At 66.1% G+C, this 17763-nt stretch carries 17 protein-coding genes and 2 tRNA genes; 10 read left to right on the top strand and 9 right to left on the bottom strand.

Annotation, left to right across the window (positions count from 1 at the left end):
• The first annotated feature begins 80 nt into the window (after nucleotides 1-80).
• Nucleotides 81-974, top strand: a complete 894-nt coding sequence (locus AB4Z48_RS18710) for a LysR substrate-binding domain-containing protein (protein WP_441616583.1) — start codon at nucleotides 81-83, stop codon at nucleotides 972-974.
• Nucleotides 975-1042: 68 nt separating this feature from the next.
• Here the strand turns inward: AB4Z48_RS18710 and AB4Z48_RS18705 are convergent, their stop codons facing one another.
• Together AB4Z48_RS18705 and AB4Z48_RS18700 are read right to left on the bottom strand one after the other, a co-directional pair.
• Nucleotides 1043-2341, bottom strand: coding sequence for a TAXI family TRAP transporter solute-binding subunit (locus AB4Z48_RS18705; protein ID WP_441616581.1), 1299 nt, complete (start codon nucleotides 2339-2341; stop codon nucleotides 1043-1045).
• 219 nt (nucleotides 2342-2560) lie between these two features.
• Nucleotides 2561-3463 carry an alpha/beta hydrolase gene (locus AB4Z48_RS18700; RefSeq protein ID WP_441616579.1) on the bottom strand — a complete coding sequence of 301 codons (903 nt, stop codon included), beginning with the start codon at nucleotides 3461-3463 and terminating at the stop codon, nucleotides 2561-2563.
• 251 nt (nucleotides 3464-3714) lie between these two features.
• On the opposite strand from AB4Z48_RS18700, the gene AB4Z48_RS18695 reads away from it, so the two are divergent.
• A complete protein-coding gene (locus AB4Z48_RS18695; RefSeq protein ID WP_441616577.1) occupies nucleotides 3715-3936 on the top strand; it encodes a hypothetical protein in 222 nt (73 codons plus the stop codon).
• 96 nt (nucleotides 3937-4032) lie between these two features.
• Here the strand turns inward: AB4Z48_RS18695 and AB4Z48_RS18690 are convergent, their stop codons facing one another.
• Entirely contained in the window at nucleotides 4033-4920 is an 888-nt protein-coding gene (locus tag AB4Z48_RS18690) for a LysR family transcriptional regulator (protein ID WP_441616575.1), read from the bottom strand.
• Between the two features lie 240 nt (nucleotides 4921-5160).
• Between AB4Z48_RS18690 and AB4Z48_RS18685 the strand changes: the two genes are divergently transcribed.
• From AB4Z48_RS18685 to AB4Z48_RS18675, 3 genes are all read left to right on the top strand, one after another.
• Nucleotides 5161-6630, top strand: coding sequence for an amidase (locus tag AB4Z48_RS18685; protein ID WP_441616573.1), 1470 nt, complete (start codon nucleotides 5161-5163; stop codon nucleotides 6628-6630).
• A gap of 90 nt (nucleotides 6631-6720) precedes the next feature.
• On the top strand, nucleotides 6721-8190 hold the full coding sequence (locus AB4Z48_RS18680; RefSeq protein ID WP_441616571.1) for a short-chain fatty acid transporter: 1470 nt from the start codon (nucleotides 6721-6723) through the stop codon (nucleotides 8188-8190).
• Between the two features lie 182 nt (nucleotides 8191-8372).
• Nucleotides 8373-8732, top strand: coding sequence for a hypothetical protein (locus AB4Z48_RS18675; protein ID WP_441616569.1), 360 nt, complete (start codon nucleotides 8373-8375; stop codon nucleotides 8730-8732).
• Nucleotides 8733-8808: 76 nt separating this feature from the next.
• Here AB4Z48_RS18675 and AB4Z48_RS18670 read toward each other — a convergent pair whose 3' ends face one another.
• A complete protein-coding gene (locus AB4Z48_RS18670; RefSeq protein ID WP_441616567.1) occupies nucleotides 8809-9780 on the bottom strand; it encodes a Bug family tripartite tricarboxylate transporter substrate binding protein in 972 nt (323 codons plus the stop codon).
• Nucleotides 9781-10077: 297 nt separating this feature from the next.
• Here AB4Z48_RS18670 and AB4Z48_RS18665 point away from each other — a divergent pair, with 297 nt between their 5' ends.
• Nucleotides 10078-10311: a hypothetical protein gene (locus tag AB4Z48_RS18665; protein ID WP_441616565.1), complete on the top strand. Its 234-nt coding sequence runs from the start codon at nucleotides 10078-10080 to the stop codon at nucleotides 10309-10311.
• A gap of 150 nt (nucleotides 10312-10461) precedes the next feature.
• On the opposite strand, the gene AB4Z48_RS18660 is transcribed toward AB4Z48_RS18665, so the two are convergent.
• Together AB4Z48_RS18660 and AB4Z48_RS18655 are read right to left on the bottom strand one after the other, a co-directional pair.
• A tRNA-Thr gene (locus tag AB4Z48_RS18660) sits at nucleotides 10462-10536 on the bottom strand.
• 23 nt (nucleotides 10537-10559) lie between these two features.
• Nucleotides 10560-10635: transfer RNA gene (locus tag AB4Z48_RS18655), tRNA-Gly, on the bottom strand.
• Nucleotides 10636-11230: 595 nt separating this feature from the next.
• Here AB4Z48_RS18655 and AB4Z48_RS18650 point away from each other — a divergent pair.
• Nucleotides 11231-11461, top strand: a complete 231-nt coding sequence (locus AB4Z48_RS18650) for a DUF2188 domain-containing protein (protein WP_441616563.1) — start codon at nucleotides 11231-11233, stop codon at nucleotides 11459-11461.
• A 205-nt stretch (nucleotides 11462-11666) separates the two neighbouring features.
• Here AB4Z48_RS18650 and AB4Z48_RS18645 read toward each other — a convergent pair whose 3' ends face one another.
• Complete coding sequence (locus AB4Z48_RS18645) at nucleotides 11667-12197, bottom strand: helix-turn-helix transcriptional regulator (RefSeq protein WP_441616561.1); 531 nt, start codon at nucleotides 12195-12197, stop codon at nucleotides 11667-11669.
• Between the two features lie 355 nt (nucleotides 12198-12552).
• Between AB4Z48_RS18645 and AB4Z48_RS18640 the strand changes: the two genes are divergently transcribed.
• The 3 genes from AB4Z48_RS18640 (at nucleotide 12553) to AB4Z48_RS18630 (ending at nucleotide 16083) form a co-directional block, all read left to right on the top strand.
• The gene (locus AB4Z48_RS18640; RefSeq protein ID WP_441616559.1) at nucleotides 12553-14715 is read left to right on the top strand and encodes a TonB-dependent receptor; all 2163 of its coding nucleotides are present in this window, start codon (nucleotides 12553-12555) and stop codon (nucleotides 14713-14715) included.
• Between the two features lie 7 nt (nucleotides 14716-14722).
• On the top strand, nucleotides 14723-15460 hold the full coding sequence (locus AB4Z48_RS18635; RefSeq protein ID WP_441616557.1) for a DUF4198 domain-containing protein: 738 nt from the start codon (nucleotides 14723-14725) through the stop codon (nucleotides 15458-15460).
• 161 nt (nucleotides 15461-15621) lie between these two features.
• On the top strand, nucleotides 15622-16083 hold the full coding sequence (locus AB4Z48_RS18630; RefSeq protein ID WP_441616555.1) for a Fur family transcriptional regulator: 462 nt from the start codon (nucleotides 15622-15624) through the stop codon (nucleotides 16081-16083).
• Nucleotides 16084-16361: 278 nt separating this feature from the next.
• Here AB4Z48_RS18630 and AB4Z48_RS18625 read toward each other — a convergent pair whose 3' ends face one another.
• Both AB4Z48_RS18625 and AB4Z48_RS18620 read right to left on the bottom strand, forming a co-directional pair.
• A complete protein-coding gene (locus AB4Z48_RS18625) occupies nucleotides 16362-16679 on the bottom strand; it encodes a hypothetical protein (RefSeq protein ID WP_441616553.1) in 318 nt (105 codons plus the stop codon).
• Between the two features lie 434 nt (nucleotides 16680-17113).
• Nucleotides 17114-17749, bottom strand: coding sequence for a glutathione S-transferase family protein (locus AB4Z48_RS18620; RefSeq protein ID WP_441616828.1), 636 nt, complete (start codon nucleotides 17747-17749; stop codon nucleotides 17114-17116).
• Nucleotides 17750-17763 lie beyond the last annotated feature (14 nt).

The raw sequence follows: 17763 nt of genomic DNA, 5'->3' as shown, positions 1-17763 counted from the left end.
GAAATGATTAATTTCACTCAAAACCATCGATGGCATCTATGTAAGATAGCGGGATCCCCGAACCCTGCTGGCAGCACCCCATGGAACTCCGACATCTGCGCTACTTCGAAGCGCTGGCCGAAACCTTGAATTTCACGCGCGCGGCAGAGCGCGTGCATGTGACGCAATCAACACTGTCGCACCAGATCCGGCAACTGGAGGAAGAGATCGGCCAGCCCCTGTTCGACCGCGTCGGCAAGCGCGTTTCCATGACGGAGGCCGGCGAGACCCTGCTGCTCCATATCGGCCCGGCGCTGCGGCAGGTGGACCGCGCCATCCATGCCGTGCGCGACGAAAAGGAGCCGCTGGTGGGCGAGGTCCGGGTCGGCGCGACGCATAGCTTCAATATCCGGCTGATCCCGCAGTGCGTGTCGTTGTTCCTGGGCCGCTACCCTTCGGTGCGCGTGATCGTGGAAGAGCTGAGCGCGGCCGATATCACCGAGCGCCTCGCTGAGGGCAAGCTCGACCTGGGCGTGTCATACCGGCCGGCGCAGGCCGATGCGCTGTTCTTCGAGCCGCTGTACAACGAGGAAATGAAGCTGGTCGTGAGCGACCGCCACCCCATGGCCGGCCGAAAGCGTGCGCGCATGGTGGAGCTGCACGGCATGCGCATGGTGCTGCTGCCCTCCTACTTTGCCACCCGCCAGTTGCTCGACGAGTGCTTCCGGGCGGCTGCGGCGGAACCCCAGGTCATCGCCGAGCTCAATTCGATCGCGCCAATGCTGGAGTTGGTGCGCCAGACCGATATCGCGGCCGTGATCGGCGCAAGCGCGGAGTCCGATGGCGAAGGCCTGCGCTTCATCGCGCTAGAAAGCCCCACGCCGCAGCGCACGCCAGGCCTGCTCTGGAAGCGTGGCGCAGCGCGCGCGGTACCCGTGCGGTTTTTTGCCACCACGGTACGGCGCGTGGTGGAGCGGCTCGGACAGAAAGGCTGAGGGCGATCTCGCCGGCAACGCCCTGTCGTGCCGCAACGCGGCCTGCCGAAGCGGATCTCCGCGCCGGGCTATTCCCTCACCTTCCCGGCGGCCTGGTCAATCCGGCCCCTTACGACGCCAATCGCCTGCTTGAGCGCGTAGACATCCTGGAAGTAGCGATGCGGAATCCGGATCTGGCTGGCATGCGCATCGATGTTCTCGATTTCATCGCGCCATTGCGCAATCTGGTCCGGGGTCGGCTGCCCGTTTTTCCATATTTCATCTTCCAGCGCCTTGATTTCGCGATACCAGACCACGAGCCGGTTCTTGATCCGCGCCTCCGCCATGCGCGGCAATGCCTGCAGCAGGCCCAGCAGCAAGGCCATGAAGGGAAGCAGGATCAGCAGGCGCCGTTCGATAAAGCTGGCAAGCCAGAATGGAAGGTAGCGCTGCAGGAAAGGACGACCCGATCTGAAGTAGCGGGTGCTTTCGTCCGAGACGGGAAATTCATCGCTGTTCAGGTTGGGAAACGTGCCTAGCGGCGTGAAGTAGTCCTCGCCGCCGTGGACGGTCCTGGCCGCTTCCAGCAGCAGGTAGACCAGGGCCGGATGCAGCGTGTCCTTGGACACGAGCAGGGCCGTGGCCGCCAGCAGCGTGACGTCAGCCTGCGGGAGATCGTTGACGATGCTGGTCGAGGCGCGCGGGAAGACAATCTTGGAGAGAGACGGGAATTTCTGCACCAGGGCATCGGCCTGGGCAAAGCTCATCAGCTTCAGGTCACTGTTGAGCAGCGTCTGCTGCATCTCGGCATCCGGCCTGCCGATAAAGAACGCCGCATCCAGGCCACCCTCCTCGAGGCCTTGATATGCCTTGGCTGCATCCATTTCCAGCAACCTGGTATTGCCGTCGGTGACGCCACTATGCGCGAGCAAGACCCGGGCGACGTTGAGCAAGCCGCTGCCCGGCACGCCGATGGCGACCCTTTTGCCGCGCAATTGTGCCAGCCGGTCGACGGTGATGCCGCCACGGTAAAACACCCAGATCGGTTCATACGAGATGGCAGCGATGGTCTGCAGGCGGTCGGTTTCCTCCGGACTGGCGGTGCCCGACTGGATAAAGCCCACTTCGTATTCGCTGCCCGGATTCTTCAGCCGCGCGTAATTCTCGACCGAGCCGGACGAACTGCGGATATCGAGCTTGATGCCGTCGCGCTTGAGGATGGGGGCATAGCGATCGGCGAAGCCGCGGTAGATGCCCTTGTCCGCCCCGGTCGTGATGACGATCGTGCGCTGGATGGCGGGCTTGAGCACTGTCGCCAGCCCCCAGGCCAGCGCGGCCAGCAGCAGTATCGCGCCAATGACGAGAAGCCGCCGGCGCCCCGGTGTCATGGGGGTCTTCTGGCTACGGTGAAGCGCTGGGTTCTGCCTGGGCATCGTTTGGCCTCTCTTGCCAGCCCGCTCCCGCGCCGGGCGGGCCAGGAGCAAGCGTTTGCGTGGCGGCGTTGCTGGAAGCCACCGCTGACACGAGGAAGGTCGTCGCCCTGGCCGCAACGGCCGGGCGATCCTTGCCCGCTCGCTCCGGGCCGGCGCCTGATACTTTTTTTCCCGTCAGGACGGCCCTGGCATCTCGTCAAGCACCGCACGAACGAAGGCGCCCATCGAGGCGAGCGATCGGCGGCCAGCATCGACCTGTTGATAGAACAGGCTCCACGCATGAATCATGTCAGGCCAGAGTTCCAGCCTGGCTCGCAAGTTCGCCTCGCCCGCCCGCTGGGCGAGACGGATCGAATCGTCGAGCAGCGTTTCTGCCGTGCCGACCTGAATCAGCATCGGAGGAAGCCCGGTGAGATCGGCATGAACCGGCGAGACAAGCGGCATGCGCGGACTGGCGCCGTTCAAATAGGCCGCCGCCGCTTCGAGCAGGTATGGCTTCTGGATCAGGGGATCCACGGCTGCCTTGGTCACCATGGACTCGCCGGTCATTTCCAGATCGGTCCATGGCGAACTCAACCACGTGCAGGCAGGAAGGGGAATGCCCAGGTCTCGCAACGAGACGAGCGTCGCCAACGCCAGTCCGCCGCCTGCGCTTTCCCCGGCCAGTGCAATGTTCGCGGGTTCATAGCCCTGCGACAGCAGAAATCGATACCCGGCGATCGCATCCTCCAGGGCAGCGGGAAACGGGTGCTCGGGCGCAAGCCTGTAGTCCAGAGCCAAGGTGCGGGTCCGTGCCTCTCGCCCAATCTGCGCGACCATGTGCCGGTGGCTGAGAAGAGAGCCCGAGATATACGCCCCCCCATGGAGAAACACCAGGACCCGCGCCGGATCGGCCGCGGGTGTCATGGTCCATTCGGCGGGAACGCCGTCGACATTGGCGGCCTCGACCTGCACGTCCGGCGCCACGGGATAGCGGCCGAGCAACGAGTCCAGACGCTTGCGCCGTTCGGAAAGCTCGCCCGGACGGGGCTGGCTTGCCAGTAGGTTGCGGACAGCTTCGATCTGGGGATCGGACATCTTGCGGCTCCTGGAGGAGGACGATCGGAAGACGTGGCGGGAGGCCTCCGACCGTTGGCCTTGCCGGCCATGCAGCGTGCCGCGCGCGGCAGAGCGAACTCTCAACACTTTAGGCTGCACGGTCGGTAAATTCAAAGAGGCCGGAACGCGATGCCATGGGCACCATGGATGTCCGGCGCGAAACACTGGCGAGTTGCCTCTCGTCTCTGCCCGCCCTGCTTGGCAGAGACCGTAGCGCAAGGGGTAGGTCAATGAACGATGCCGAGGCCGCACTCTCACGCGGTACGTTGTTGGGCGACGCGACCAACGTCGGTTCGGAGCCAGCGCGCAGAAAATCGGCGCCATCTAGCCGGATGCCGCGCTTTCGCCACTCTCGAGCCGATCGAATCGAGCTCGGCGAGGGCGCGGCCGTTGTCGCGCAGATTCACGGCGTGCTCTGCGCACGCCAGCAACTTGCTCGCGCTACGCTCTAGGCTGCCACACTGCCGACGCAAGTCCCGCACCCTGCCGCACCCTGCCACATCCGCCCGCCGTTGCCGGCGGCCAGCGCCGCGATGCATCCCGCGCAGCTAGGCATCGAGCGCCCACACGTCGCGTAGCGCGTCCCGCATGGCGATGATTGCCGGGTCCTGCTCGCGCGCTTCCTGGTACAGCAGGCACAGACGGGTATCGCGCTCGTAGCCGCTCAGCCGGATCGCTTCGCCCGCGGCCTCGGCCCGTTGCGCCAGCTCATCGCGCAGCAGGCCGATTCCCACGCCGGCGGCCACCAGCGCGCCGATCAGCGCTTCGTGATCGGCCTCGACAGTGCCGGCCGGATGAATGCCCGCCTGCGCGCAGATCTCCGCCATCATCTCCTGGTGCGCACTGTCCGGCGTCATGCGAAGCCAGGGCAAGCGGGCCAGTTCTTGCGCATCGGCACCGCCAAGGCGCGCGCCCCACGATGGCGGCGCCACCAGGCAAAAGCTCAGCGACTTCAGGAGCAGCGCACGCGCGCCCCTCGGCGTTGTCCTGGCGACCAGGATGGCCGCATCGATCTCGGAACTCTGCAGCGCCGCCCGCAGCCATGGCGTGCGTCCGACCTGCAGGTCGATCTTCAGCCCGGGATACTGCGTGACCATATGCTGCATGAAGGGTCCGATGCGCAGCATCGCAGGATCCAGCATCACCACGCCGACACGCAGATGGCCCTCGATCTGGCCACGCAAACCCTTCGCGGCGTTCACGAAGTTGCCAAACGCTTCGATCGCGCTCTCTGCGCGGCCCAGGAGTTCCTGCCCGCTCTGCGTCAGCGTGACCGATGATGTGGAACGCGACAGCAGGCGAACCCCGAGATCCTCTTCAAGCTGCCTGAGCTGGCCGCTGACGGCGGGCTGCGTGATGTGCAGCGCCTCGGCGGCCCTCGTGACGCTGGCCAGGCGCGCGACCGTGACGAAGGTCCTGAGTTGACGGATATCCATGGCGAAACCTGATGAGTGGCGCCCCTGCGCCGGGGCCGATGGCGCATCGCGCCGGGAGCGGGATTTCACCTTCGCGGCACGGGAAAGCCGCAAAAGCCTGGCTTATGAGCTTCATCGCGATATGTGATTTCCGGTGTGCGGACACGAACATTATTCTGGAACACGCCAGGCGCCACAACCCGGGAGCAACCCAGGGTGCGAGGAGCGCCGAAGGCCGAACACAAACCAGAAGGAGACCTCATGGATACGAACCCTGCCACCGGCAATGGCCCCGACGAAAATATGCCGGCATTGTGCCGCCTGAGCGCGAGCGAAGCCGTCAGGCTGCTCAGGCAAGGGGAAATCGCGCCCCTGGATCTGGTGGACGCCGCGATCGCGCGCATCGAGGCGGTCGATCCGGTGATCAACGCTTTGCCGATTCGCTGCTTCGAGGCAGCCCGCAAGGTTGCGAAGGACTTCACCAGGCCCGCCGACGACGTCGCGGGCGATCCTGGCTGGCTGGCCGGCCTGCCGATCGCGGTCAAGGACTATAACGACCTGGGCGGCTGCCCCACCACTTACGGGTCGCCCATCTACGCGAATCGCATCGCCGCGCGCTCGGACCTGACCATCGCGAACCTGCAGCGGCATGGCGCCATTGCGCTGGCCAAGTCCAACGTTCCCGAGTTCGCCGGCGCCAATACGTTCAATACCGTATTTGGCGCCACGCGCAACCCCTGGAATACCGCACTGACGGTGGGCGGATCGTCCGGCGGCTCGGCCGCGGCGCTTGCCGCCGGCATGGTCTGGCTCGCCACCGGCAATGACCTGGGCGGCAGCCTGCGCATCCCTGCGAGCTACTGCGGCGTCGTGGGCATGCGCCCGAGCGTGGGGCGGGTGGCGCGACCGGAGTCGGTGGTCCCCTTCGACCCGCTCTGGGTGGAGGGGCCGATGGGACGCTGCGTCGCGGATGTCGCCCTGATGCTCGACGCGCAGGCGGGATTCGATGCGCGCGATCCGCTCTCGCTACCACGCCCGCAAGTCCCTTTCTCGCATGCGGTCCGCCGTCCTGTCGCGCCGGTCCGGGTCGGCTACAGCGCGGACCTCGGCATTGGCAAGGTGGATGCCGAGGTCGCGGCGCTGTGCCGGGCAGCGGCCCTGCGCTTCGCGGATTTCGGCACCGTCGTGGACGATGGCCAGCCAGACCTTGCCGGCGGCTTCGAGGCCTTCCAGACCTTGCGCGCCAACCTGGTTGCCGCCGTCAGGGGCCCCCTGCTCGAAGCACACCGCGAACACATCTGCGAGGAGATCGTCTGGAACATCGAGAAAGGCCGCAAGCAGAGCGGCGAGGATGTGGCGCGCGCAGAACGCTTGCGCGGCGAGCTGTTCATGCGCGTTGGCGCCTTCTTCGCGCATCACGACCTGTTGATCTGCCCGACGGTGGCCGTGCCCCCGTACCCCGTCGCGCAGCGCTATCCGACGCAGATCAATGGCGAGCCGCTGGGCTCGTATATCGACTGGATGTATCTCACCTTCGTGCTGACGCTGACCGGCTGCCCCGCGATCTCGGTTCCGATCGGGCTGACTTCCGACGGCCGTCCGGTCGGCCTGCAGTTGCTGGGACGGCCGCGCGGCGACTTCGACCTGCTGTCGGCCGCCGCGCTGCTCGAACAGACACTTGGCATGGCAAGCCAGGTACCGCGCAGCCCGCGCCTGGCCGGGGCGCTGTAGCCCTGTGATTTCCGCACCGGCAGGCAAGCGTGCTGGCACGCCAGCCGCTTCGCCTCCCGGGGAAGACTGTGCAACGTGAGAGGCAGGATCATGTCAGTTCAAGAAAAGCAGTGCATCGCCGGCTCCGGCAGCCAGCAGATCGACAACCATGCATACCAGGCACCGCTGCTGGAGCGTCTGGCGCTGCGCGTCACCGCGTGGTGCGAAAAGTGGTATCCCGATGCCTACGTCTTCGTGGCGCTGACCGTGCTGGCGGTGGCGCTCGGGGCGCTGGCGATCGGCGCGTCGCCCCGCGCGGTCTCGGTGGCGTTCGGCAATGGGTTCTGGAGCCTGATCCCGTTCACCATGCAGATGACCATGGTCGCGATTACCGGCTACGTCATTGCCTCATCCCCGCCCATGGCCAGGCTGGTCGCCCTCGCCGCGCAGGTGCCAAGGAACGGCAGGACAGCGGTGGCCTATGTCGCCCTGGTCAGCGTGCTGGCCTCGCTGCTGCACTGGGCGATCAGCCTGGTCTTCGCAGGCCTGCTGGCCAAGGCCCTGGCGCGGCGCGAATCGTTGCGGATGGACTATCGCGCCGCCGGCGCGGCGGCCTACCTGGGCCTCGGCGCGACCTGGGCCATGGGCCTCAGCTCGTCCGCGGCGCAGTTGCAGGCCAACCCCGCCAGCATCCCGGCGAGCCTGCTGCCCATCACCGGCGTGATCCCGTTCAGCGAGACCCTCTTCCTGTGGCAGAGCCTGGTCATCACGTGCGCACTGGTAGCCGTGTCCACGCTGATCGCCTACTGGACCGCGCCTTCGCCGGCACGGGCCAGGACCGCAGCGGATCTCGGCGTGCAGATCGAGCCGGTCGACTACACCATGGCGCCACGCACCCGGCCGGGCGAATGGCTCGAATACAGCCCCTTGCTTACCCTGGGCATCGTGGCGCTCGGGCTCGGCTGGGTCTGGACCGAGTTCGCAGGCAAGCACTGGCTGATCGCCATCTCCGGGCTCAATACCTATAATCTCATCTTTCTCTTGCTTGGCATGCTCCTGCACTGGCGCCCCAGGAGCTTTCTCGGCGCAGTCACCAAGGCCGTGCCGACGACCGCCGGCGTACTGATCCAGTTTCCGCTGTATGGCGCCATCGCCGGCATGCTCACGATGGCAAAGGGGGCAGGCGGAGAGTCATTGACGCACCACCTCTCGACGCTGTTCGTCAGCGTCGCGTCGACCGACAGCTTTCCCCTGCTGATCGGAGCGTATTCCGCGGTGCTCGGCTTTCTCATGCCCTCCGGCGGCGGCAAGTGGATCATCGAAGCGCCCTACGTCATGCAGGCCGCAAACGACCTCCATGTGCACCTCGGCTGGGCGGTGCAGATCTACAACGCGGCCGAGGCCCTGCCAAACCTGATCAATCCGTTCTGGATGCTGCCGCTGCTGGGCATATTGGGACTGAAGGCCCGCGACCTGGTCGGATTCACCTTTGCGCAACTGCTGACGCATGCGCCGCTGGTATTGCTGCTGCTGTGGTTGCTGGCCCCCACCCTGGCCTACCATCCGCCGCTGCAGCCATGACGCGGCACTGGCGTGCTTGCTGCCGCGCTCTCCGGGCAGCACGATACGCGCCAGTCCCGTGGGGCAATCCGGCATTGCCCCATCCGATCGAAAATTCCCGCCCGGCCGACATGAGTACAATCACCGCCGGGCGCGCAATCACGCGCCCTAAGAAAGCAAAAAAATAAGGGGGAACAAGAAGAATGGCAGTCCTGCAACTCAAGAACCAATTACTCGGCCTGGCGCTGGCCCTTGCCGCACAGGCAGCGCTCGCGGCAACCTGCGCGCCGGACTACCGCGGCACCGTCAACTGCCCGAGCAACTCCGCCTGCATGATGACCCGCTCCGGCGAGGTGCGCTGTGCGAAAGACGGCGGCGGCATCGCGCTGGACCGGGAAGGCGATGCCCGCTGCGGCGCGGGCCGGTGCGCACTCGACATGAAGGGCAATGTGCAGTGCTCCACGGCCGTGGGCGGCGGCGCGAGCCTTGACAGCTCGGGGGCGGTGGTCTGCGATGCGGGATGCCGGGCAGGATCGGGGTCGGCCTGTTCTTCACCGAGGTAAATCGCTGCTCGCGCCGCCTTGCGCGGCGCCCCGCATCGCAGCGGGGCCGGCGGCGCCCGCCTGCCAGCCGCCTTCGTCAGTCCGGCTTGATCCCCCCGCGCTTGACGACCTCTGCCCAGCGCCGGGTGTCATCCGTCACGACTTTCTGCAACGCCCCCGGATCGCCGCAGGTAGGTACCGCGCCCAGTTGCGCGAAGTGGGTGCGCGTCTCGGGCAGCTTGCACAGCGCCACCAGTTCGCTCGACAGTTTCTCGATGCGGGCCGCCGGCGTCCTGGCCGGGGCCATCACGCCCACCCATACGGGCGCCTCGAGCCCCTGCAGGCCGGTGACATCGCTGACGGTAGGCAGGTTCGCCAGCCCCGGCAGCGATGTCCGGGAGAACGTGCCGAGCAGGCGGGCCTTGCCGCTCTCGACCATCGGCTCGATCGAGGCCGCACTGGTCATCAGCAATTGCACCTGCCCGCCCAGCAGGTCGGTCAGCGCCGGACCGGCGCCGCGATAGGGCACGTGCAGCAGGCGGACGTTCGCCGCCTGCGCCAGCAGTTCGCCACTGAGATGAGACACCGTGCCGTTGCCGGTGGAGGCGAAGCTGACCACACCGGGATGCGCCCTGGCGTCCTTCAGCACGTCGCCCAGCGTCTTGTAGGCGCTGTTGGCACGCACGGCGACGGTCATCGGCGTATCCGCGATCAGCGCCACGGGCGCGAGGTCTTTCTGCGGCGAGTAAGGCAGCCTGGGGTTCAGCGACGGTGCGATGGAAATCGCGCCGCCCGTGGCCAGCAACACCGTGGTTCCGTCCGCCGGGCCCTTGGCCACGTAGTCGGCGGCCAGCATGCCGCCAGCCCCGACCTTGTTTTCCACGATGACCGGCACGCCCAGGCGGCTCCCGAGCTTTTCGCCGAGATAGCGGGCAATCACGTCCTGCGACCCGCCCGTAGCGAAGGGCACGATGATCCGCAGCGGCTTCCCGTCGGTCTGCGCAAGCGCCGGCGAGAGCAGCATGGCTGCGAAGGAACATAGCGCGAAAAGCTTGACGGACGATCTCATCTAATTTCCCAAGGTAACGTAAGCAATGCGTTCGAACGGTGCCGGCGCCCAGCCGCCAGCGCAACCGGCCGCGAGAACAGAATCCTCGCACAAGTCGGCCGGAGATCGTTGGATCCAGGCCAACGCATTGGTCCCGCTGTTGGGCGGAACCCGTCATCCGTTGCGCGATTTGGGCCGGCCCGCGCACCCGATACGCCCTGGAAGGATGGCATGGCCTGTGCATAGTGAATCGAAGGCCGGGCGCCAGCCACGCGCTTCGCGCGCTGGGCGCGGTGGGCCACTCACAAGGAACAAGCCATGAACGCCAGATCCCTCTATACCGTCTTCGCCATCACCGCGGCACTGACAGCCGCGTTCCTCGCCGGCGAGACGGTCGCGCTCACCAACAATATCGACGCAGACAAGCTCAGCACCGTCATCGACAACGCCAGCCATGCCGATCCCGATGCCGACGGCGAACACGCCTTGGCGGCAGCGGCACGAGGATGCAGCGGCGGGCAGGATGCCAGGCTTCACGTATATGGAGATTGAAGGGCCTGATCCCTGCCATGTCGCCACGGCCTGGACGCGCCAACGAATGGCGAACTCGGCAAAGGTGCGGGATGGCATTGTCCCTTTGAACCGGGACAGGAGATCAGCCTGCAAGCTGGTGCGCGCGCCGCGAACGTCGGCGCAGGAAAGTGGTGCCCATGGGCAGGATCGAACTGCCGACCTCTCCCTTACCAAGGGAGTGCTCTACCACTGAGCCACATGGGCAATTGCTCTAATGCATTTAGCAATGGAGCGGGAGACGAGTCTCGAACTCGCGACCTCAACCTTGGCAAGGTTGCGCTCTACCAACTGAGCTACTCCCGCGTATTGGCATCCCGACCTGAACTCGAACCAGGGACCTGTGGATTAACAGTCCGCAGGCCTCGGTGGATCAAGCCCTGCTTCGGGGGAGCCGAAGTATATCGCAAAAAAACCCGCATGGATTGCGGACTTTCCAATTTTTTTGTCCGGCATCTTCTGCCTCCCCCAGCGCCTTCATTTCCGGTACATCACAACATGATCAAGTTCTGCAGATTGTCCACGAAGCCCGGCGTCATCCGTTACAGGCTGGCCAGCACGCATGCTGTCCCGGCGCGACGAAGGGGAAGCACGGGCAAGGCGGCACGATCGCTGCCGGGGACATGGCCAACGTCACGTATCGGGGGGATGATCCCGGACTATCGCGGGCACCCCTTGCGGGTCATGCGCGGGGACTTGCGAACGCCGCTGGCTTTGCTTGCGCAGTCCGCATTTCTTTCTTCTTGTTGCGCGACGCAGCATTTCCAGCCGGCAGTATTTAGGCAACTGTCCAACGCCAATTGAATTAGAATTCGCGTGCACAGGAATCACCGCTGGTCGACTAGGCACGCATCAGGATTGCGCTATCAGGTTAGTCAAGACACCTCGGAGGATTATCGAGATGCGCCGCGATTTGATTGTTTGCGCCTCGCGCGCCGGCTGGATCGTCAAACTGTCCGGAACCCGCAACGGGATTCTGGAATTCGAACGCCAGGAAGACGCGATAGTCGTGGCGACCAGCCTCGCTGTGCGCAAGGGCGTCGAGCTGCTGCTCGAGGACGGCAACGGGACGCATCGGCTCCCGCGCAATGCCGAGCCCTTCAGCAAAGACACAAAGGCATCTTCGGCCTGACGTTTCCCTCATCCGGCCCTGACGGCGCCCTCCGGGGCGCACCATCCGCCATTTGACGGATAGCACGCACCCGGAACAAACGCGATACTGGGCTCTCTCGTATCTTGACCCGTACGACCTAGGCCGCCCCGCGCGGCCATTTTTTTTGCCTGGCACGCCGCCCCGGCAATGCTGCGGAGATCGGCTCGCCCCGGCGCCGGCCCGCTCAGCCGGCGACGCCGGGAGCCATCAGGTCCTCCAGGAAATAGGCCGCAAGCTGGTGGCGCCCTTCGAGCTGCGCCTTGGCATAAACGTTGGCAGCGTGCTGGCGCACGGTCTTGGCGCGGCTCTCGCGCAGGCCCGCGATTTCCTCTAGCGACAGGCCCTTGACCAACAGCAGGGCCACGTCCTTTTCGGCCGGCGTAAGGTTCCACGCGTCGAACTGCTCCTGCATCTGCACAAGAAAATGCCGCGTGCTCTGCTTGGCAGCGGTATCGCGCTCGATCATGGCGCGCTCGCTCGCCTGCGCCGCATTGCGCAATTCCGCAAAGTCGCGCGCGACGCGCTGCCGCTCCCGCACGAACACAACCAGGATCCACACGAAAACGATGGTCGCGACCGCCTCGGTCAGGAGGTGGTAGTTCACGCCGCTGCTGAGGTGTATCTGACTGAGATCCCATGCCTGGTAGGCAGGGAAGATGGCGAGCAGGAGCAAAAGCTTGGGTGACATGTGGCGAATTCCGGGCAGCAAGACCATCGGCGCAATCCGGCTGCAGCGTGCCGGCCCTGACGGGGAGTCAAATGTAACTGATTCTTGTTCTTAGGAAAAGACCGGTTTTTTGCGGTCCGGCTCCCACAATAAAAAGATGATCATGAGGCATATTTTCTCCGGGACATTTGCCCCGTCCGCGCGCGCACAGCGGCCGCAAAGCCAGTGCTTACAAGGCAAATGCCCCGTACAGGGGGGACATCCGCCTCGCTCCGCCGTTTTTGAATTGAACTCGAGAATGATTCGCATTAGCCTTCGCTGACTCCGCTCCGAGGGCCGCAAGGCCGGTCGGGCGACGACGACTGACCGGCCTGCTGCGCCACCTCCTCGAGTTCCAGCCTTCATGACACGTGCATTCCCACCCCGCCTCGCGCCCCGCCCCCACGCGCTTGCCGCCATCGCCTATGCCCTGATCGCCGGCCTGCCCGCTACGGCGCGCGCACAGGCCGCGCAGCCGGAACATACCTTGCCCGAGGTCACCGCCTCGGCCGGACAGGTCCCGGCCGGCAGCTTGCGGGACACGGTGACGACCGGCACCAAGACGGAAACCCCGCTGCGCGACATTCCGGCCGCGATCACGGTGATCCCCGATAGCGTGCTGCGCGAGCAGGGTGCGGTCGACATGAACTACGCGCTGCAGAATTCGGCAGGCGTGCAACCCCAGCTGGCCGGCGGCTATGGCTTTGCCAACAACTACACCATCCGCGGGCTGGGCACGCGCTTCCTGCGCGACGGCTACCTGGACGGCCCCAGCCAGAACGGCTACTACCGCACCATGTATGACGTCGAGCGCATCGAGGTACTGAAGGGGCCGGGGTCTGCGCTGTATGGCTCGGGCCAGCCGGGCGGCACGGTGAACGTGGTGACCAAGGCCCCGCTCAGCAAGTTCGGGGCCGAGATCGGCGCTTTCGGCGGCAGTTTCGGCACCTGGGGCACGTATGTGGATGTGGGCGGGCCGGTAAGCTCGCAGCTATCCACGCGCCTGATCGCCGACTACGAGAAGAGCGACGGCTATCGCGGGCTGTCGCGCGATATCAAGGAAGTCTCGCCCTCCTTTGCCTGGGCGTACGACACCAACAAGACGCTGACACTCGACTACGATCACCGCGACATCCGCATCGTCCCGGACAACTACGGCATCGTCTTCAACAACCAGGGCAAGATCGCCTCCGCACCGCGCGACGCGCGCTACTACAGCCCGTTCAACGACACCCGCCAGACCATCGACCGGGTGACGCTGAGCCATGACTGGCGCATCGATCCCGCGCTCACCATGCGCACCGCCTTCATCTATGACGAGCGCGGCCTGGACATGACGCGCAATGCCGGCGGCAACGGCGGCAACGCACTCAACCAGATGACGGGACGCGCCGCGCGCACGCAGACGGACGACGGGCACTTCATCCTCGCGCAGAACGAACTGGTCTGGAAGACGCGTACCGGCCCGGTCGACCACACCGTCCTGTTCGGCATGGAGTATTCCGACACGCATATCAACACGGTGCGCAACGGCTACAACCTGCCCAACATCGCCAACATCAATGCGCCAGTCGTGCCTGAAACCACGCTCAATGGCCTGGCCCCGGTCGTCTCCCAGGGCTTCAACCGGGTCCTGAAGCAGGAGGACTTCGGCGTCTACCTGCAGGATCAGCTGGCGTTCGGCGAGCAATTCAAGGTGCGGGCGGCGGTGCGCACGGACCGCGTCAAGTTCAGCGACGTGGGCACGCAGGGCGGCGTCTTTCGCAGCATCGGCGACACGCAGAACCTCACGTCGGGCTCGCTCGGCGCGGTATGGCAGCCGCTGCAATCGGTGTCGCTCTATGCCGGCGTGTCGACCAGCAAGTTCATCAACGTCTCGACCGAGCCCGCGGCCTTGAGCACCCAGCCGGAAAGCGCGCTGCAAAAAGAGGTCGGGGTCAAGGCCGACTTCCTCGACGGCCGCCTGCAGACCAACCTGGCGCTGTTCGAGACCGAGCGCAAGGACTACTACATCACGCTGCCGGGCGCATTGAGCCCGACGCCGGATGGCCGGGACCGCTCGCGCGGCATGGAACTGGAGCTGACTGCCCGCCCGCTCGCCGGCTGGACGGTGCTGGCGAATTTCGTGCTGCAGGACGTCGAGGTCAAGTCCAACGCGCTGGCATCCAACGCCGCGATGGGCGTCACCAACCGCAGCATCGCCGGCACCCGCCCGGCCGGGGTCTCCCGCACCGGCGGCCGGCTGTGGACCACCTATGACTTCCAGCAGCAGGCCCTGCATGGCTTTGGCGTCGGCCTGGGCCTGACGTACAAGGGCGACAGCTACGCGGACAGCCTGAACCTGTATCGCGTCCCGTCGTACGTGGTGCTCGATGCGGCGGTCTACTACCGCCGCAAGACCTGGGACGTGAGCCTGAACCTGCGCAACCTGACCGACAAGGCCTACTACGTCTCGCCGACCTTCTCGGGCGCGCTGCCCGGCGACAAGCGCAGCGCAATGCTGACCGCCCGCTACCGCTTCCAGTGAGGAACCCATGAAACAGCACGCATTTCTCGCCAGCATCGCACTTGCGCTCACCTGCGCCGCCTTCGTCGCGCCCGCCCGGGCTCACTATCTCTGGCTGGAACAGGACAAGGTCAGCGCCCACCTCTACTTCGGCGAGTACGAGGAGATGCTGCGCGAACGCTCTCCCGGGCGCCTCGATGAAATGCCGGGCCCGGAAATCCGCGCGCTCGGCCGGGACGGGCAGACCGCAGCGCTCACCGCCAGCCGCGAAGCCGGCGGCTTCCGTTTCGCCTCGCAGCCCCGTGGCATTGCCGTGCTGGCGAGCGAAGGCGCCTATGCCGTCAAGGACTGGACCCACGCGGGGCTCGGCGTGGTCAAACCCATGTTCTATGCCCGGCTGATCGGCGAGTCGACAGCGGCAGCCGAGGTGGCCACGTCGATGCCGCTGGATATCCTGCCCACGGGCAGCGCGGGCGAATATCGCGTCGTCTTCCGCGGCACGCCGCTCGCCGCGGCCGACGTGCGCGTCATCGCGTCCAACGCCTGGACGCGCGAGGCGACCACCGGCAAGGACGGCCTGGTGCGCTTCGCGTTCCCCTGGCGCGGACAATACATCCTGCACGTCATCCACCTGGAGCGCACTCCGGGCACGTTCGACGGCACCGCTTACGCCGCCGTGCGGCATCGCGCCACGGCAACCCTGACGATTCCCGCCGGCCCGCGGACGACGGCACCCGCCACCTGGCAGGCATCGCCGCCGCACTAGCGGCCGTGGCTGCGGCCTTGCGCACGCTACCGCCCGCTTCCTCCCAGCCCCGGCCGCACCGCCCCACAGGCGTGCGGCCAAGCCTACCGATGCCACCCAGAGTCGTCCGGCGCTTCGCCTCCCTTCATGCTTTGGCCGCCAGCCGGCGTGCCAGAGACTCCTTGCCCGGCGCCGCCTGGGGCGAGAGCGGCCGCCTGGCCGCGCAGGCGATCGCGGACAGCGGCTTGCCTGTGACCCTGGGGCGAATGGCCGTCTTGCTGGTTCTCCGGGAAAGCGCCGCCAGGCACACGACCGCCGAGCAATTGTGCCGCGCCATGGTGTCGTCCCCTTACCGGACCGCGCTTTCCACGTTCCGGGCCGGACTATACGAGCTGACCGAGAGCGGACTGATCTTCCGCGTCACCGTTCCTTCGGGCGACCACAAGCTGACCCACTTCTACGAACTCGCGGACCGCCCCGCGCACGAGCATCTGTTCTGCAGCGGCTGCGGCCAGATCGACGAGGTCTTCGACGCCGCGCTGCTTGCCATGCAGGAAGCCCGGCTGGCATCGGCGGGACTGCGCCCTGCCCATGTCAGGAGCGCGCTGGTCGGCCGCTGCCGGGCCTGCGCCGCGCCAGCCTGAGGCTTCGCGGAGCATGACGGTTCGGCTGGCCCGCCGCAGCGCGAACCCGGCCGCCGCGGCCACCGCGCGTTCCGCGCTCGACTGATAGTCGGAGTTCAGGCGAACGCCGCCGAAGTACGCAATGCCGGACAGGGAGTGCGTCGTCGGCCGGGACGGCCCCGATGAGCCCACGCGCGGCTGCGCCAATGGGAAAGAGGGTCTTGCCCAAGTCCATACCTGTGGACTTGGGCGAGACCCTTGCGTGTCAGCCCCGGCCAGCCGGCCGGACACGCAGTCACTCAGGCCATGGCGCCGTCGAGGTAGACATCGACGCTGCGCGCCGGATCGGACGATACGCCGCTGCGGTCCAGCCCGGCGACAGTGCGTGCGCCATCGGTGTACGGATCGACCTGGCGGGCACCTTCGCCGAAGCTGTCGAACTTGCCGGTACGAGCACCGTCGGTGAAGGCATCAGTCTTGCCAACGCGGAAGTTGTAGCCGTACTTGTCAGCGGACAAGGTGCTGTCATTTGGGCCAGAGGCCTGAGCGGCGCCGGCAATGAGAGCGACGGCGGCGACGGCCGCGGAAATGACGAAACTGCCGAACTTGAATCTCATGGTGTGCTCCTTCGAAGCGTGGGGGAATGAACGGCGCGCACGACGTTCTACCTTCCACAGAGCACGCGCCATGCCATGTGCCAAGCGGCAATGGGTGTGCGCGGAGGAGCCTAAACCGGGGAGCAAGTGATGGGGCGCAGCCAACAAGCGGCGCAATATGCGGCGCAACAGTGGGTCGCGTGCCAACACCTGGCCGGGCTCTGCACGAGGCGCCCGAAGGTAAGGTGCCGGCGCCATCCAAGGCCCGCGAAGGTGGCAATACGATGGGACGACGCACGCCTCCCGGAGGGTCTCGGAAGTAGCGGGAATGGCCGCGGCCGAACTGAATCGTGCGTGCGATGCCGCCGCCATCTGAGGATCCGTCTTCGGGCATCCCTTGCCCGCTGCATGTCACGGGGGCAGCGGCGCGGCATCGTCATCAGAGGCGTTGCAGGCTACGGCAAGTCGTCCAGCTTGACCGCAAAGCCGCGTTGCACGCCCGGCCGCGCGAACAGGGCGTCATACCAGCGCCGCACGTTCGGATAGCGATCGAGCGATACCTGGTGGCGCTCATGCCGCCACGCCCAGCCCAGAATCGCGAAATCCGCCACGGAAAGCTCGCCGGCGACGAACTCGACTTCCGCGAGCCGGCGGTCCAGCACGCCGTAAAGCCGGGTCGTTTCCTCCGAGTAGCGCTTGAGCCCATAGTGGCGGTCAGCCTCCGGTTCGACCGTGCGGAAGTGATGCACCTGTCCCGGCATGGGCCCGAAGCCGCCCATCTGCCACATCAGCCATTCCAGCACCGAAACCCGGTCGCGCAAGGCCGCAGGCAGGAACTTGCCGGTCTTCTCGGCAAGGTAAAGCAGGATCGCGCCCGATTCGAACACACTGATCGGCTGCCCGTCGGGGCCATCGGGATCGACGACGGCCGGGATCCGGTTGTTCGGGCTGATGCGCAGGAAGTCCGGATGGTGCTGCTCGCCCTTGGTGATGTTCACCGTCTTGACGGCATACGGAAGCGCCATTTCCTCGAGTGCAACGCTGATCTTGCGTCCGTTCGGGGTGTTCCAGGTGTGCAGGATGATGGTCATCGGAAACAGTAGGT

Source organism: Cupriavidus sp. 2TAF22, from assembly GCF_052115045.1.
Taxonomy (GTDB): Bacteria; Pseudomonadota; Gammaproteobacteria; order Burkholderiales; family Burkholderiaceae; genus Cupriavidus.
The sequence above is the reverse complement of the archived record's forward strand: the minus strand, read 5'-3'. Positions and strand labels throughout refer to the sequence as shown.